We start from the raw sequence: 16913 nt of genomic DNA, 5'->3' as shown, positions 1-16913 counted from the left end.
ACAATTAAGCCCAGTAGCTGTATAATTAGCATTCAGGTTACAAACTCAAAGGGAATTAGATTTATAATTATGCGTATAATATTACTTTTTTTAGCTTTAAATTTTTCCTCGTTATTACTTGCTGCTCCAAGCAAAACTCTGCGCTGCGTAACAACTCACTACCCGCCTTTTACTATATATGATGAAAAAACAGATACATTTACGGGTTTAGATATTGAATACTTAACGTTTATTGAGCGTAATTTAAACTTAAAAATTGACGTTGTTCACTTACCTTGGGCACGTGTAAAAAAAGAAATGACGCTAGACTATTACGATTGCTATTTCTCCTTGGCTAATAATCAAGAACGTGCAAAATATTTAGATTTTACCAGTGAACCTTTGCATACCACTAAGTATGGTTTATTTACTTTAAACAACGATAAACTACACACTGACGATTTATCACACGCTACAATAGCTATGCTACGCGGTGTTGATGTTCCTGAGGTTATTGCTACAAAATATAATCTTAATGATAATAATTTTATTCACTCGCTCTCAACAAAAGATACCTTTGGTCTACTAGAAAAAAACCGTGTTGAATACGCGATAACTAACTATCAAGCAGGTTTATGGTACTCAAAAGAATATAAGAATATTTATTCTCGGCAATTAAATGAGTTTACATTTCCTACTTACATTGCTTTTAAGCATGGTTTAATTGATACAAAATTAGTTGATGAACAAATAAAGCGCTTTAAAGCTCAACAGCATAAAAATAACTAAATTTATAAGCTATTAATACTTACGGAATAACGCATGTTTAAAAAACTACCAAAATGGGTTGAGTACGGCGCTTTCACACTCGCATTTATAGCGGGCATCGTTAACGCGGTAGGCTTATTAGGATTTGAACATCAGGCTATTTCGCATGTATCGGGCTCCGTTACTTTACTTGGTATTAAAGCAATAACAAACACCAGCACAGCCTTGTTGCTACTCTCAATAATTATTAGCTTTATGTTGGGTTCTGCGCTGTCGGGCTTATTGCTCTCTGGTGGCTCATTAAAACTTGGTCGTCATTACGACACCTTACTGTTTATTGAAGGACTGCTGCTACTGACGAGTGCTTATTTGCTTAAAAACACATTCGTTTACGGTATTATTTTAACGTCTGCTGCGTGTGGACTACAAAATGCGCTAGCAACTAATTACAGTGGTGCAGTTATACGTACCACACATTTAACCGGTATTTTTACCGACCTTGGTTTAATGATTGGTAAAGCATTAAAAGGTGAGCAATTTGATACTCGTAAGTGCGTTATATTTTTACTCATTATTAGCGGTTTTTTATTAGGTGGAATTGTTGGTTATATTTTATTTGAGTACTTTTTAGTGCTCGCGTTATTATTTCCGGCGGCTGCGTGCTTTGTATTATCTTTTATATACAAAATATATAGGTTACGTACGCTTTAACGCAACGAGTTTAAAAGCACAGAAAAACCGCATATTATAGAGGCAATGCAATATAGATCACTTTCAAGGAATGTATGAAACCTTATTTTTTGCCGCTGATATTACCCTTTAGCCACGCTGCGTTTGCCAACAATCAAAATAATGATGCAATAGAAACCATAACAACCACGGCATCACGTATTGAAGCGTTGTCGACCCCACTGCCTTTATCAATAAGTACACTAACGCAAGCGCAGCTAAATAGCATTGCGCCTACACATATTGAAGAAGCCCTGCAACGTGTAGCAGGTGCTAATATTCAACGCGGAAATGGTCAAGAGTATTTACCCGCATTGCGCTCTCCGGTACTTTCGGGCGCAGGCGCATGTGGTGGCATATTAACCTTAGAAGATGGTATACCACTGAGAGCCGCTGGGTTTTGTAACATAAACGAGTTATTTGAAGCGCACAGCGAAATGGCGCAGCGTATTGAAGTGCTAAAAGGCCCTGGCTCTGCACTTTATGGTTCAAACGCTGTGCATGGTGTTATTAATGTAATAACACCCGACACTACTCAAGGCGGTGGTTTAGTTGGTTTAGACTATGGCTCGTACGGATATACTCGCTATAAATTACGCGCAGGGCAAGATTACGGCAACAGCGGCATAGGCATTAACGCAAGTGTTACCGACGATAGCGGTTACCGCGACGACGAAAGCGTAGAACAACAAAAAGTAAATATTCGCCATCGCTATTCAAATAATAATTTATTACTTACCTCTGGGCTTACTTACACAAACCTAGATCAGCAAACTGCGGGATTTATTACAGGCTTTGAAAGCTATAAAAACGAAGACCTAGCGCAAAAAAACTTTGACCCTGACGCATTTAGAAAAGCACGTGCATTTAGAGCATGGAGCAACGCAACATGGCAATTAAATAACGATGATGTGCTCTCCACAACGTTATATTTTCGTGACCAAAGCATGGACTTTTTTAAGCATTTTTTACCCGGCACACCGCTTGAAAAAAACAGTCAAACTGGCTTTGGTGTGCAATCGCTTTATCAACATAATTTACAAAGTAATGTAAAAGTAAACCTAGGGCTTGATGGCGAATACACGCAAGCCGACTTTACTCAAAGCCAAAATGAGCCAACTCAGGGCTCTGCATTTTTAGTTGCTACAGTGCCACAAGGTAAACATTACGATTACGATGTAAACGCGACGCTTTATGCGCCTTTTGCATCTATTGATTGGCAATTAAATAAATGGTTACTTACTGCAGGTGTACGCTACGAGCATATGCAGTACGACTACACCAATAATATGCTAGCTGGTAGAACAAAAGACGATGGCACAGAATGCGGCTTTGGTGGCTGCCGATACAGTCGCCCTGAAAGTGGGAAAAATAGCTTTAGTAATTTATCGCCAAAGCTTGGGTTGAGTTATCAGTACAATACAAATAACACGCTTTATGCGAACTTTTCTCGCGGTTACAGAGCGCCACAAGCCGCTGAGCTGTATCAATTAGAGCGCATGCAAACGACAGCTAATTTAAGCGCTGAAATAGCCAATAATGCAGAACTGGGAATTAAAGGAATTTACGAAAAGCTACGTTATGGCGTGTCGGTTTACACTATGAGTAAACACAACACAATTTACCGCGATAGTGACTTTTTTACGGTAAATAATGGCAGCTCTCGCCATCGTGGTATTGAACTTGAGCTTGACTACCAGCTAACGCAGTCGCTTGCACTTAACTTTGCTGGCACTCACGCAAAGCATACTTATACTAACAACCAAGTACTTAATGGTTTAAATATAAATGGCAACGACATAGATACCGCGCCGCGCAATATTGCTAATCTTGATTTAACATGGCAAGCACTCAGCAATACACAACTTGCTTTGCAATGGCATCGTGTTGGTAACTACTACACCGACCCAGAAAACTTAAATAAATACCAAGGGCATGATGTTTTAAGCTTGCGCGCACAGTGGCAAGTTACTAGTAATCTTGAAGTGCTTGCCCGCATTATTAATTTAACCAATGAGGCTTATGCAGAGCGCGCCGATTACACCAGTTTTACCGGCGACAGGTACTTTCCTGGCAAACCACGTAATGCCATGCTTTCGGCAACTTATACGTGGTAGTGCTTATTTAAAGACTAAGCTTATTTAACTGATTTAAGTCGCTCATGTATTTCATGGGCGACTTTTTCATCACTTTTTTAAACATAGTAATAAATGCACTCACCGACTCATACCCAAGTAACTCCGACACCTGCTGCACACTTTGCTTATCAGAAAGCGCCTTTAAGGCTGTAATTATATGTAATTGCGTACGCCATTTTCCAAATGTCATACCGGTTTCTTTTTTAATTAACCGCGCTAATGTGCGCTCAGTTAATGCAAACTGCTTAGCCCATTGTGGTAGTGTTTTTCGATTGTTTGGCATGTTTATAAGGTGATCGCTCATTATTTGAATTACCTCGTTTTTAGATAATACAAAATCAAGTGGCTGTACGGGCATATCGATAAGTTGATCAAACAACACCTGCGCTAAACGTGCTGTTTTACTATTTAAAGCATAGTGCTGATTATGCGCAGCCAACTCACACATTAGCTCTTTAACCAGTGGCGTAATAGCTAACGTACAGGTATTTAGTGGCATACCATTTTTGCTACTATCAATAAATAAATGACAGAGCTTTGCGTTATCAGATGCCCTATTACTGTGAATCTTTTTTGCAGGGATCCAAATTGCACTGTGCGTAGGCACCATCCACATTTTTGCCGACACTTCACATGTTACATAACCATGCAGCGCTAAAATTAACTGCCCTTTTGGATGAGTGTGCAGAGGGATTTCGTGACTTGCATGGGCGTGCTCTATTTTGGCTATTATGGACTGCGCCATAGTTTCAAAATTTTTAATGTCGTCCCAACCAATTGCATCAAACATAGTTTTGTCTGTTTTTAGTTATTTAATGTCATTATATCTAAATTATAGTTTTTGCTAAGCCTTTATACTAGCGCCCATTAAATATTAGCTTTAATGGCATCTTTTTTGTTAAATAACACACCCAAATCACGCTTTGCTGGCATATTACTTGTGCTTGGCATATTACTTATTGCTGCAAATTTACGTGCCACATTTACAGGTATTGCACCTGTGCTTGAACAAATTATTAATCACTTTGGGCTTAGCGCATCACAAGCTGGGTTTTTAACAACATTACCACTCATTGCCTTTGCGGTTGTATCGCCAATGGCTGCAACTCTTGCTAAAAAGCAAGGGCTAGAGCGCACCTTGTTTGTAGCTTTGTTATTTATACTTGCAGGGGTTGCGGCGCGGGTAATAAATACCTCAGCCATGCTTTTTGTAGGCACCGCTATTATTGGTGTAGGTATTGCTATAGCAAACGTATTATTACCAAGCCTAATTAAGCGCGACTTTCCTGCTAAGATTGCGTTAATGACCTCTGCCTACGTACTTACTATGGGCGTTGTATCGGGTGGATTTTCTACTTTAGTATTCCCCCTTAGCCAACTAAACGGGTTAGGATGGCAGCTTGCACTGGGTTCATCAGCCATTATTACCTTGGCGAGTATTATTGTATGGATGTCGCAATTAAGTAAGCATACAAAACCTGCGAATATTGCTCAGCACTCTGACACTTCTAAAAGTGTATGGCGTTATTTACTAGCATGGCAAATTACCTTGTTACTGGGTTTAAACTCTTTTTTAAATTATATAATTATTACGTGGTTACCAAGCATATTAACCGAAACCGGTCACTCAGCTACCCAAGCGGGTGCTTATCATGGTGCTTTTCAAATAGCGACTGCATTGCCTGGTTTAATATTAATTCCGCTACTTGCCAGATTAAAAGATCAAAGCGCGCTTAGCTTTATTTTAGCCATGCTGAGTGCACTTAGTGCATTGGGGCTACTTTACATGCCTAACTTTGCCTTTGTGTGGACCTTAATGCTGGGTTTTTGCTCTGGAGCGTGTTTTATATTGGGGCTGTCGTTTATTAGTTTACGAACCGATGATTCGCAACAAGCGGCTTCGCTTTCGGGCATGTCGCAAAGTGTAGGGTATTTACTTGCAGCAATTGGACCTATGCTGGCTGGTGCATTAAACACAACTACGGGAAGCTGGAGTGCGCCATTGTGGTTATGCGCTATTGCTGGAGTATTGTGTGCATTATGCGGTTTAGGCAGTGGTAAAAATACCACTTTGGCTAAATCAGCTAACGAGTTGTTGTAACCATGAAAATAAACCAGATGAAGGTTTACTACTCGCGTGCTTTTGCTCATAGCGTTTATTCGTCGCTTCGCGCTGCTCACGACGCTCTTGCGCTAAATTAGCTTTTGCAGCAAAACGTAAACGTTGCTCTTGCGTTAACTCGTCATTAAAATTTATTACTGTTTTATTTACTGCACGGCTGCTTTTTGGTGAACTACACATGATCTTTCCTCTGTTGTGTAACTATTCAAATAGACAGCCGTTTAACTAATAAAATTTCAGAAAAACTCACTTTTAAATTTAAAGTGCGCCTATACACTCAACTTCTACTAACGAATCAAGCGCTAACGCATTAACAGCAAAAGCACTACGAGCAGGATACGGCGCATTAAAATACTGGGTATAAATAGCATTAAACGCTTTAAAGTCGTTTATATCAGTAAGCATAACCGTACACTTAACTATATTACTCATACTGTAGTTATGCTGCTCTAAAGTACGTTTAATATTTTCAAGCGTTTGCTTAGTCTCACCTTCAAAACCGCCTGTAGCCAACTTACCTGTTGCAGGGTTTATACCTATTTGCCCCGACATATAAAGTGTATTACCAGATTTTACTATTTGCGAAAATGGTAAGTTAGGGTTCGCTTTACCTGTATTTAAAAATTCGACATTACTCGATGTTGCAAAAGCATTACAGGTGATTAGCGAACTTGCTATAAAAACTGTTTTTATCAGTGTGTTCATTATTTGATTCACTTTACTTTTGTGGTGTGGTTTCAAAAGCAGGAACTTCGTGTAAATTATTTAACCATGTAAGCGTTGATTTAGACCAAATTTGTGCAGACGGTTTAAACTCATCGCGCTGATCAACCGCACCAATACGCAGCCCATAAACACGACCTTCTTTTTCTGCATTTGTAGCATAAAGTGTTGTACCACAATTGCCGCAAAAACCTTGAGCGCGCTTGTTACCGCTTTGCGCCGTTTTTACATACTCTTTAGGCTCGCCATGAGTAAACACAACACTATCTGGATCTGCAACTATAACGGCTCTAAATGGACCGCTCGACATACGTTGGCAATCGCTACAATGGCACACTAGTGCATTATTGTTCTGCGTTGTAGCTTGGTATTTTATATCGCCGCAGTAGCAGCTTCCTGTAATTTTCACTATTTAGACCCTTAATGCTTATGATGATTAAATATACTTTAAATATTCTGAATGATTTTCATGTAAATTGCTGCGCATTTGAGCCACAAGCACTTACAAAGATTGAACTCGGATATAAAGACCGGCAATAACGATTCATTATTTTTAATAATTTATAAAAACATTTACCGCTTCTTTATATCTTCGGTTGGTTTTTTAATGCCTTATAATGTTTTTAAAATTTGAGCAGCCGCTAAAAACATGATGAAACCTTTTAAATAAAACAGCAATACCACGTTAGGCTAATGCGTAACGTGGTGCATTAAAACTATTTTTTATGGGTGTTTAGATAGTCAATAGCTAATAAGCTAAGCGCTTTGGTTCCTACTTTAAATGATGATTCGTCGGCATAAAAATACGGAGAGTGGTTACTTGCAACGGTTGCTAAGTCTTGTTCAGCAGGAGTACCGCCTAAAAATACAAATACACTTGGTATTTCAAGTGCATAAAACGAGAAGTCTTCTGCGCCTGTTATTTTATCCATTTCGATTACGTTATTCTTACCTGCTGCTCTCTCTAAGGTTGGTAGCATTTTTGCCGTTAACTCTGGGTTGTTAACTGTTACAGGGTAACCTTCGTGAATATGTACATCAGCTGTAGCACCTGATGATTTAGCGATATGTGTTGCTGTAGTTTTAATTTTTTCAAATATTTGCGCGCGATTGTCCATATCAAAGTTACGAATAGTGCCTACCATTTCAACTTCTTCAGGAATAATATTATTACGAACACCACCAGCTATTTTTCCAAATGAGATAATTGCCGGCTCTTTAGTGATATTAATTTGACGACTTACAATATGGTTTACGCCCGTTACTATTTGCGCAGCGGCTGCAATAGGATCAACCCCTGTCCAAGGTGCAGAGCCATGCGCTTGACGTCCATGCACAGTAATTTCAAAACTATCAGCGCTAGCCATTGCTGGACCACTTCGATAGCCAATTTGCCCGCTGTGCAGACCTGACGTTATATGTAGACCAAATGCAGCATCGGGTTTATATTTTTTAAATATTCCCTCTTTTAGCATAAGCTCAGCACCACCTTCCTCCCCTTGTGGTGCGCCCTCTTCTGCCGGTTGAAAAACAAACATAACGTTGCCATGTAATTCGTCTTTCATATTGGCAAGTACTTCTGCGGCGCCCATTAACATAGCTACGTGGGTATCGTGCCCACACGCATGCATAACACCTACATCAACGCCGCGATAATTAGTCGTTTTGATTGATTTAAATTCTACATCGGCTTTTTCGGTTACTGGAAGTGCATCCATATCGGCGCGTAACATAACGGTTGGACCTGGTTTACCGCCTTTTAAAATACCAACAACACCAGTATAAGCAATGTCGGTTTGTACTTGCATACCGAGTGCTTTTAAATGTTTAGCGACTATACCGGCGGTACGCGTTTCGCGATTGCCAAGCTCTGGATTTTGATGAAAATCGCGTCGCCACTTTATAACTTGCTGCTCCACGCTTTTTACTTGCTGGTCTAAGTTTGCGTTTGCGTTTGCGTTGAAAGTACTAAATGCGGCGAATCCTATTGCGAGTGAAATTAATGAGCGTTTCATGTTCCATCCTTTATTTTTATTGTAATTAAGCCAGCAACGACTTTTGTATTTTTAATATATGCGTACAAATTAAAAAAGTAAATTGAGATTCTCATTAAGAAAAATATTAACTTTTGTACTTTTCAAGTATGTTCAGCCAAACCTCTTTATAATCGCACTATAAATAGCTATTTGAACTACCGTATTATTTATTGGAATTATTAATGCCTTCATCACCAGCTCAAAAAAACAGTTTATTAATTGATATTTGGCAATCATTTTTAACATTACCTAATTGGGTGAAAATTTGGGTAGGGTTATGGCTTGCACCTATTAATATGCTTACCCTTTACTTTATTAACAACACTTCTGGTTTATTAATAACATGCCTTGCTTACGCGGGCTTACTGCCTAATTTATTTGTAATGATTTATAACCGAGGCTTCTCGAGATTGATGGCTTTACCGCATTTATTGCCATGGACAATAATGCTGGGGGTTATTTACAGTGCGCTGCCTTTAAGCGATGGGATTTATAGTGCTTTTTTATGGGCACTATTTATTACTAATTTTGTATCTTTAGTATTTGATTACCCAGATACCTACAAGTGGTTTAAAGGACAAAAAGAAGTCGCTGGTAGGTAGTTAGTAGATAAATTTATAAAGCGATAACACTGTTATCGCTTTATCTCATTGTTATTAAAAATTTATATCTCTATATTTCCTCTTAAATTCAAATAATTTTAAGTCCTTTATCCCCGCGTAGTTATTAACACTTACATGGTTATTTATATAACTCTATTGCCATATCACTTTCGCATCTCGATATTTTCAATTTATTTTATTACGCAGTGATATGCCTTCAAACACAGAGCGGTTTTAACCCACTTTATTTAATGTATAAATCTGGTATCGTGCTTTGTCATTGTTTTATAGTCACAATGTATTTTTTAAGTGATAGCTAAGTGCTCAATCTGTAGGTAAGCACTTATTGCACGAACCTGTAATGAGTAAAATATGATTGGTGTAACGATAAAAGGAATTGGGATCGCTAACCCAAGTAGGATTGTGAGCTCTTGCGAAATTGACACTTTTCGGGGTGAACCGCTAGGTACAACCGAAATAAGAACAGGTATAAAGCAAAGGCGTTATTCAAGTAACGAAACTGCGGGCGAGCTTGGCGTTAAAGCAGTTAAAGAAGCACTCACACATGCTAATTTTGATTTGACTGATATTGATTGCATCATTTCAGCCTCTGGAACTATGGAGCAAGCCATTCCCTATAATGGCGCTAATCTTCATCGGTTACTTGGTTTAAAAGCCCCCATTCCCACGTTCGACATTAATATGACTTGCCTCAGTGCTGTTGCTGCAATTAATGTTGCTAATGCTTTAATTCAAAACGCGACGTATAAAAACATTTTATTAGTTTCATCCGAAATAGCGTCTGTTGGTATAGATTGGAATGACTCCGAAGTTGGCGGAATGTTTGGTGATGGTGCCGCAGCTATCATCATTGGGCAATCGAGTAACACAAGCCAAAGAGTACTAGGCAGCCACCTTGAAACCCATAGTGAAGGTTATGAGTCGTGCCAAATTCGTGGTGGTGGCAGTACGTATCATCCGAGTAAAATTATTGACGAAGATTATAAAAAATACGGTTTATTTGAAATGCATGGAAAAATTGCATATCGCTTAACAGCAAAAGTTATGCCTGCATTTTTAAATAAGCTGCTGGGTAAAGCAAATGTTGAATTAAACGATATAGATTGGATAGTCCCACATCAGGCAAGTAACTTAGCATTAGAGCATTTAAAAAAGCGCTTAGGTGTGCCAGAGCATAAATTAATTAATATTTTGAGCGAAAGAGGAAATCAAATAGCGGCATCTATTCCCACTGCAATGAATGAGCTATTTAAACATCGAGCGGTTAAAAGTGGCGACAAAATATTAATAATTGGCACGTCTGCAGGATTAAGCCTTGGCGGGCTTATTATGGAGCTTTAATGAAAGCGATTATAACTGGCGGTACCGGTTTTTTAGGAAGCCACTTAGTTAAAGTACTTACAGCATTAAATTGGCAGGTAATTGTTTTAGCTAGAAACGTTTCGCACATAGCCCACACCTCATCAACCAATCTTGAATATAGATCCGTAGACATTGCAGATAGCAAAAGCTTAGATGTAGTATTTGAAAACGCCGATGTGGTTTTTCACTGCGCGGCTTTATCATCGGTTTGGGGGAAATACACAGATTTTTATAGTGTTAATGTGCAAGGCACTAAAAATATAATTACATGCTGCGAAAAATATAATATTAAAAAGTTAGTGTATGTTTCGTCAACGAGTGTTTATTTTGAATATAAAAATGAAGTAAACATTAGTGAAAATCACCCTGTTGCTCGTTGTTTTGCCAACGATTATGCAAAAACAAAATACCTTGGTGAACAAGTCGTTTTAAAAGCAAAAAATAAAGTTAATGTTGTTGTAGTAAGACCAAGAGGGATTGTTGGTGATGGTGATGAATCAATAATGCCACGCTTGCTTCGCGTTGCAAAAAATGGCTATTTTCCGCTACTTAATAACGGCGAAGCCATTGTTGATGTAACCTACGTTAAGAATGTTGTTAAAGCCTTAATATTGTGTGCAACTGTAGATAATTTAAATGGTGAAATTTTTAATATTTCGAACGACCAGCCCATGAAAGTAAAAGATTTACTTAACCTAGCACTTAAAAACAAAAAAGTTAAATATATAAAATTACCCTATAAGTTAATTTTTGCAGCTGCATGGTTACTCGAAAAAAATGCAAAATTAATGAACAAAGGTGAACCAAGATTAACAATGTACGGCGTTGGTTTATTGGCTCACACCCAGATATTAAATATTGATAAAGCAAAAAGCAGGCTTGGATATAAGCCGTCTTATTCAATTGAAGATGCTGTAGATAATTACCTAAAATGGGAGGCTGATCGTGCTTGAGTTATATAAAGTGGGCCATTGTTGGCACCCCGAAGCGATGGTGCTTGGCAATTGTAATTTAAGTAAAATGAAGTTTCCGGCGCATGTTGGATTAATAAGGCACCCTACAAAGGGGCTTATATTATTTGATACAGGCTATGCTAAACGCTTTAGCAATGTAACAAAACGCTTCCCCGAAAAGGCTTACAGTATACTTACACCGATGAAACTAGGCTGTAAAGAGCAATTAACCGAACAATTAATTAGTAACGGAATACATCCTTCAGATATAAAATATATTTTTATCTCGCATTTTCACGCTGATCATATTGCAGGGTTATTAGACTTCCCAGATGCTAAGTTTATTTGTTCTAAGGTCGCATTTACCGAAATTATGAAACTAGGAAAGTTAAGCGGTTTAATTAAGGGTTATTTAAAAAAATTAATTCCTACTGATTTTCATAAACGCTGCTCTTTTATTGAAGATTTAAAACCAACTGCGTTAACTCAAAAGCTGCGCCCATTTCACAGTGGTTTTGATATTTTTAATGATGGGTCTTTATTTGCGATAAATCTGCCAGGTCATGCTGCAGGACATTATGGATTATTTTGTACTGGTACAAAAGCAGGCACCTTTTTGGTAGGCGATGCTGCTTGGACAAAAGATGCATACGAGAAAAGCTTATACCCCAATCCATTAGCTTATTTAATTATGGATAGCCGCAAAGCGTATATTGAAACACTTGATTCTTTAGGGCAGCTTTACGGTAATAGCAAAGATATAAAAATAATCCCTTCTCATTGTGAGCTTTCATTTAAAGAGTATTGCCGTGATCAACAAAGTTAAAAGGCTACTCGCTTTTTTAAAAGGGTACATATTAGCAAAAAGAGGGAAGCATTTATCTCGAGAAAAAATTGATAAAATGCAATTAAAAGCATTTAACGCTTTTCGACGCAATGTGCTCGTTAAATCGAGTTTTTACTCATTATATTCAACAGATAATTTAGCTCAGTTTCCTGTTATTAATAAAGCTATTCATATGAATAACTTTGATACGATTAATACACAAGAATTGGTAAAAGAAGATGCATTAAATATCGCTATTCAATCAGAGCGTTCTCGAAACTTTAAGCCAGAATACAAAGGATTTAGCGTTGGATTATCGTCGGGTACTAGTGGTAACAGAGGCTTATTTGTAGTTAGTGAGCAAGAACAAGCGCAATGGGTTGGATATATTATTGGTAAAATGTTGCCTTTATCGATTAAAAAACACCGCGTTGCATTTTTTTTAAGAGCTAATAATAACTTGTATCAAAGTGCTAATGGATTAATGATTAGCTTTCAATTTTTTGATTTAATAAATGGCATTAGCGCAAACATTGATGAACTTAATAATTTTTCTCCGACACTTTTAATAGCCCCAGGCAGTGTATTAAGACGAATTGCACAAAGCCCTACCCGTATTTCACCAAGCAGAGTAATAGCCGTTGCAGAAGTACTTGAGCATGAAGACAGGCAAATTATTGAGCAACGCTTTAATATTAAGGTAGAACAAATATACCAATGCACAGAAGGTTTTTTAGCCGCGAGTTGCTCCGCTGGTAATTTACACTTAAATGAAGACACCTGCATAATTGAAAAACAATGGCTTGATAAATCAACAGGTCGCTTTAGTCCCATAGTGACGGATTTAAGAAGGACAACACAACCGGTTGTTAGATACTTACTTGATGACGTATTAATTGAAGACACTACACCTTGTGAATGCGGCTCTGCAATGACCCGAATCAAAAATATTGAAGGCCGTTGTGATGATGTACTAAAGTTTAAAGGGATTACAGGTGCCGACGTCGATGTGTTTTCTGACTATATTCGTAATACTATTATTTCTAGCTCCAATGAGATTGAACATTACAAGCTTACACAAACAGATAAAAATAAAGTACTCATTGAGATTCATCCATTAACACCAAAAATAATTAATAATATTACTCAAGGTTTAGATAATCTTTGCCTACGGTTATCAGTAATATCCCCAGAATATACTTTCAAAGCAATACCACTCAAAGTAGGTATGGAAAAGCAACGCAGAGTAGTGAGGTTGTTTAATGGCTAACTTTTTAATTACCGGTGCCAGAGCCCCTGTCGCTTTAGAGTTAGCTAGAAACTTATTTCGTGATGGACACATTATTTACATGGCTGACTCTTTAGCATTTCCACTTGCTAAGCACTCAAAATGTGTAAAAAAAACATTTCGTATTACGGCTCCAAAAGCGTCACTGCTGCTATTTAAAAACGACATAAAATCTATTTTAAAACAATATAATATCGACGTAGTAATACCAACATGCGAAGAAGTATTTTATATTTCGGCAGTTAAACCCGACTTAGAACCTCACAGTACTATTTTTTGCCCTGATTTTAATTTAATAAAAAAGTTACATAGTAAGCACGCTATTTATTGTGCAGCTAAAAATACAGGATTCAGCAACCCAAATACTAAAATATTAAGTGGTGCAGCTTTATTAGCTAAAAAAATCTACAAGGAGCAAGTAATTAAAAAAGAGTTTTGTAGGTTTGGTACTGGCGTATTAATTGAGCCTAATTTTTGTGACGTGCTAACCCTTGTTGATAAGCAATTAGAACAGCAATTTATTATTCAAAATAAAGTTAAAGGCATTGAATATAGCTCTTACGCTATCGCTAATAATGGTGTCGTTTTATTTGATAGTATCTATACCTCAAAGCACAAGGTAAAAATGGGAGCGGGTATTTATTTTACGCCTGTTATTAATAAAAAAATTTCGGTGGCAATAAAAGCATTTTGTAAAAAAAATAATATTACAGGACAAATAAGTTTTGATGTAATTGAGAATGCACAAAATATTTATCTATTAGAATGCAACCCTCGGGCAACTAGTGGGCTGCACTTACTATCAGCAAACTCTTTATCGTCTGCCTTTTTGGAGAAAAGACATACACCTACGTGTGAAAATGAATTTAAAACACCTAAAATGATCACACTTGCCATGTTATTAATTGGTTTGCCTATCGCTTTAAAGAACGCGCAATTCAAACAATGGAAAAGCGATTATCAAGCAGCGACTGATGTTATATCTGTAAAAAACGATCGTTCATTTATTTTATTTTCATTGCTTTCATTATTTGAAATTATAACCATATCTATTAAAACACTCACATCACTAAGAGCGGCTTCTACGTTTGATATAGAATGGGATGGAGAAGACTTTGATGATCAATAAAACGCCTCCCCTTTATTCAAAACAAGCTGTTAGCCATTATATTTCAAGTTTTAACAACCCGTATTTATGCCATATTAGTAATGTTGTAACAAAAATGGATGAGCTAAGCGTATCAAGTAGCCTTGCATTACCGATAACAATTAACGACTCTGATTATCAAAATAGTTATGTTTGCTCTCCTTACACTGCATTAGTACCTTATTGCAAAGAAGAGCTAGAAAAAGTCGATTCGATTTTTATTCAATACGCTGTAAATGGGCTAATTTACATTTTTGATATCATTTTAAAAAAGTCAAAAATAAATAAAATTTGTCAGGTTAATAATTGGCTGCTTTCTACCAATCTATTTCCTGCATCGTTAAAAAAAACACATATTAATGAATCAAAAAAAACGCTAGTAGCTAACTACCCTACTCATTTATTAATGTATCGCTCTTTAAACTATTACACGAATAGAAATTTAATTGAGTACTTTTTAGAGCTGGGCTTTGAGCTTATACCCACACGCCAAGTATATATTTTTGATAAGAGAATTAACGACTTTTCGAAAACTCATAATTACAAAATGGATAGAAAGCTTTTAAATAAAACAGACTATTGCTATGTGCCTCAAAATAAAATACTACCTAGTGACATACCCAGAATTGTTGAACTTTATAATGCACTGTATATAGAAAAGTACTCGCAACATAATCCTAAATTCACCCACTCTTATATCGAAATGATTATTGAGCATCCAAACTTTTACATTGAAGGTTTTCGTGACAAGAATGGGGTTTTAGATGCGGTTGGCGGACGATTTGAAATAGATGGAGTCGTTACTTTACCTATCGTTGGGTATGATACAAAAAAACCAACTAAATTAGGTTTATATCGATTATTAGTAATATCTACACTGCAATATACAGAAGACAAAAACCTCGTTTTTAACGCAAGCTCTGGCGCATCAAAATTTAAATTATTACGTGGTGCCACTCCTTATATTGAATATTCAGCAATCTATTCTAAACATCTATTATTTGGTAGAAGATTGATTTGGCAAGTATTACAAGTGCTGTTAAAGCATATATTCATCCCTATCGTAAAACGTTACAAATTATGAAACACAAAACAATATTACCTGTTGCAGTATCTAAAGAGTTAGGAGAAAGAAAACCTATAAGAGTATGTTTTGATGAAAGTTATGTTGTATTGTTTCGTACATCACAAGGCATAAGTGCATTTTTAGATGCGTGTCCGCACAGAGGCGTACCTTTATCGAAGGGGTGCGTTAAAAAAGGAAATATAAAATGCATGTATCATGGCTGGCAGTTCAACGATAAAGGCGTATTAATTGATGTACCAGGAGATCCTAACTTTAAGTCTTATTCATCCCCAGTATTAACTTTATTCTATGCTAAGGAATACGATGGGCTAATATGGCTAAGTCGCAATAAATTCAGCTGTAGTGAACTGTTTACCCCTATGCTTCCCCCTACTCATGAGCATGCAACAGTAGTAAAAACAATTAACGCTAATAAAATAGAAATAGCCGAAAACTTTTTAGACGCGCTGCATACTCACTCTATTCACACCGGCATAATCAGATCGTCAAAACTAAAAAACCGATGCACTGTAACCGTGCAAAATGTAATTGATGGTTATGAAGCTAGCTATATAGAAGATAGACAGCAAACGGGTATTTTAAGCCGCTTGTTTGGGAGCCAGATTACCAAAGGTATTGGTCGAATAAGGCAACCAGGCATAATTGAACTTGAATATATTACTGCAGATAACGCGATTGAGATGTCGGTTGTAATCTATATTATTGAAGAGAGAGAGGGAGCATGTAAATTAATTTTGCGGACCTACCTTAAAAAGTCGAAAGTTCCTTTTATAGTAAAAGCATTACTTTTAGCTCCATTTCAATTTTTAGTATTACATCAAGATAAAAAAGTGCTTGAGTTGCAGCATAAATCGCTTACTGAAAATCCCAACTTTAAACCTATTGTTAGAAAAACAGATATTATGCGACGCTATATCGAAAAAACGTACGAAGGCACTATTGAAGAATGTAATGTTAAATTGGAAATTATGCTTTAACGTAATATATAAATTTTAAACGAAGTAGTAGGCAAGTAAATAAAAGAATCAAAGTATTAATCAGGGCAAGATCACGAACTTTACCTTGACTTAAAAGTATGATCTTATACTCCTTTTTTCAAGGAGCATTCTCATGCTTGATATTCAGCTATTTA

Annotated in this window: 17 protein-coding genes; 12 read left to right on the top strand and 5 right to left on the bottom strand. The window is 37.0% G+C overall.

The window, feature by feature from the left end; all coding sequences use genetic code 11:
* Positions 1-69: 69 nt before the first annotated feature.
* The 3 genes from GQR56_RS12795 to GQR56_RS12785 all read left to right on the top strand — a co-directional run bounded on the left by GQR56_RS12795 (position 70) and on the right by GQR56_RS12785 (position 3593).
* Positions 70-768 (top strand): transporter substrate-binding domain-containing protein, encoded by a 699-nt coding sequence (locus tag GQR56_RS12795; RefSeq protein WP_166112098.1) that lies wholly within the window; start codon positions 70-72, stop codon positions 766-768.
* Positions 769-801: 33 nt separating this feature from the next.
* Positions 802-1458 (top strand): YoaK family protein, encoded by a 657-nt coding sequence (locus tag GQR56_RS12790; RefSeq protein ID WP_166112095.1) that lies wholly within the window; start codon positions 802-804, stop codon positions 1456-1458.
* A gap of 74 nt (positions 1459-1532) precedes the next feature.
* Positions 1533-3593, top strand: coding sequence for a TonB-dependent receptor (locus GQR56_RS12785; RefSeq protein ID WP_166112092.1), 2061 nt, complete (start codon positions 1533-1535; stop codon positions 3591-3593).
* A 7-nt stretch (positions 3594-3600) separates the two neighbouring features.
* Here the strand turns inward: GQR56_RS12785 and GQR56_RS12780 are convergent, their stop codons facing one another.
* On the bottom strand, positions 3601-4404 hold the full coding sequence (locus GQR56_RS12780; protein ID WP_166112090.1) for a helix-turn-helix transcriptional regulator: 804 nt from the start codon (positions 4402-4404) through the stop codon (positions 3601-3603).
* Between the two features lie 105 nt (positions 4405-4509).
* On the opposite strand from GQR56_RS12780, the gene GQR56_RS12775 reads away from it, so the two are divergent.
* Positions 4510-5715, top strand: a complete 1206-nt coding sequence (locus tag GQR56_RS12775; protein WP_166112087.1) for an MFS transporter — start codon at positions 4510-4512, stop codon at positions 5713-5715.
* Here the strand turns inward: GQR56_RS12775 and GQR56_RS12770 are convergent.
* From GQR56_RS12770 to GQR56_RS12755, 4 genes are all read right to left on the bottom strand, one after another.
* A complete protein-coding gene (locus GQR56_RS12770; protein WP_024612348.1) occupies positions 5695-5916 on the bottom strand; it encodes a hypothetical protein in 222 nt (73 codons plus the stop codon). The genes GQR56_RS12775 and GQR56_RS12770 overlap by 21 nt on opposite strands.
* A 78-nt stretch (positions 5917-5994) precedes the next feature.
* The gene (locus GQR56_RS12765; protein WP_024612347.1) at positions 5995-6441 is read right to left on the bottom strand and encodes a Rid family detoxifying hydrolase; all 447 of its coding nucleotides are present in this window, start codon (positions 6439-6441) and stop codon (positions 5995-5997) included.
* Between the two features lie 13 nt (positions 6442-6454).
* On the bottom strand, positions 6455-6868 hold the full coding sequence (locus GQR56_RS12760; protein ID WP_024612346.1) for a GFA family protein: 414 nt from the start codon (positions 6866-6868) through the stop codon (positions 6455-6457).
* A gap of 307 nt (positions 6869-7175) precedes the next feature.
* Positions 7176-8474, bottom strand: a complete 1299-nt coding sequence (locus GQR56_RS12755; protein ID WP_166112084.1) for a M20 family metallopeptidase — start codon at positions 8472-8474, stop codon at positions 7176-7178.
* Positions 8475-8677: 203 nt separating this feature from the next.
* On the opposite strand from GQR56_RS12755, the gene GQR56_RS12750 reads away from it, so the two are divergent.
* From GQR56_RS12750 to GQR56_RS12715, 8 genes are all read left to right on the top strand, one after another.
* Positions 8678-9097, top strand: a complete 420-nt coding sequence (locus GQR56_RS12750; protein WP_166112081.1) for a hypothetical protein — start codon at positions 8678-8680, stop codon at positions 9095-9097.
* A 372-nt stretch (positions 9098-9469) separates the two neighbouring features.
* A complete protein-coding gene (locus GQR56_RS12745; protein WP_166112079.1) occupies positions 9470-10459 on the top strand; it encodes a 3-oxoacyl-[acyl-carrier-protein] synthase III C-terminal domain-containing protein in 990 nt (329 codons plus the stop codon).
* The gene (locus tag GQR56_RS12740; protein ID WP_166112076.1) at positions 10459-11433 is read left to right on the top strand and encodes an NAD-dependent epimerase/dehydratase family protein; all 975 of its coding nucleotides are present in this window, start codon (positions 10459-10461) and stop codon (positions 11431-11433) included. Before GQR56_RS12745 ends, GQR56_RS12740 begins: the two co-directional genes overlap by 1 nt.
* Positions 11426-12259 carry an MBL fold metallo-hydrolase gene (locus GQR56_RS12735; protein ID WP_166112073.1) on the top strand — a complete coding sequence of 278 codons (834 nt, stop codon included), beginning with the start codon at positions 11426-11428 and terminating at the stop codon, positions 12257-12259. Before GQR56_RS12740 ends, GQR56_RS12735 begins: the two co-directional genes overlap by 8 nt.
* Positions 12243-13529, top strand: a complete 1287-nt coding sequence (locus GQR56_RS12730) for a F390 synthetase-related protein (protein ID WP_166112070.1) — start codon at positions 12243-12245, stop codon at positions 13527-13529. Before GQR56_RS12735 ends, GQR56_RS12730 begins: the two co-directional genes overlap by 17 nt.
* Positions 13522-14676, top strand: a complete 1155-nt coding sequence (locus GQR56_RS12725; RefSeq protein WP_166112067.1) for an ATP-grasp domain-containing protein — start codon at positions 13522-13524, stop codon at positions 14674-14676. Before GQR56_RS12730 ends, GQR56_RS12725 begins: the two co-directional genes overlap by 8 nt.
* Entirely contained in the window at positions 14666-15778 is a 1113-nt protein-coding gene (locus GQR56_RS12720) for a hypothetical protein (protein ID WP_166112064.1), read from the top strand. The genes GQR56_RS12725 and GQR56_RS12720 overlap by 11 nt, the downstream gene beginning before the upstream one ends.
* Positions 15775-16758 carry a Rieske 2Fe-2S domain-containing protein gene (locus GQR56_RS12715; RefSeq protein ID WP_166112061.1) on the top strand — a complete coding sequence of 328 codons (984 nt, stop codon included), beginning with the start codon at positions 15775-15777 and terminating at the stop codon, positions 16756-16758. Before GQR56_RS12720 ends, GQR56_RS12715 begins: the two co-directional genes overlap by 4 nt.
* The last annotated feature ends 155 nt before the right edge of the window (positions 16759-16913 follow it).

The sequence above is a fragment of the Pseudoalteromonas sp. Z9A5 genome (assembly GCF_011378875.1).
Taxonomy (GTDB): Bacteria; Pseudomonadota; Gammaproteobacteria; order Enterobacterales; family Alteromonadaceae; genus Pseudoalteromonas.
This window is presented reverse-complemented; position numbering and strand designations above follow the sequence as displayed.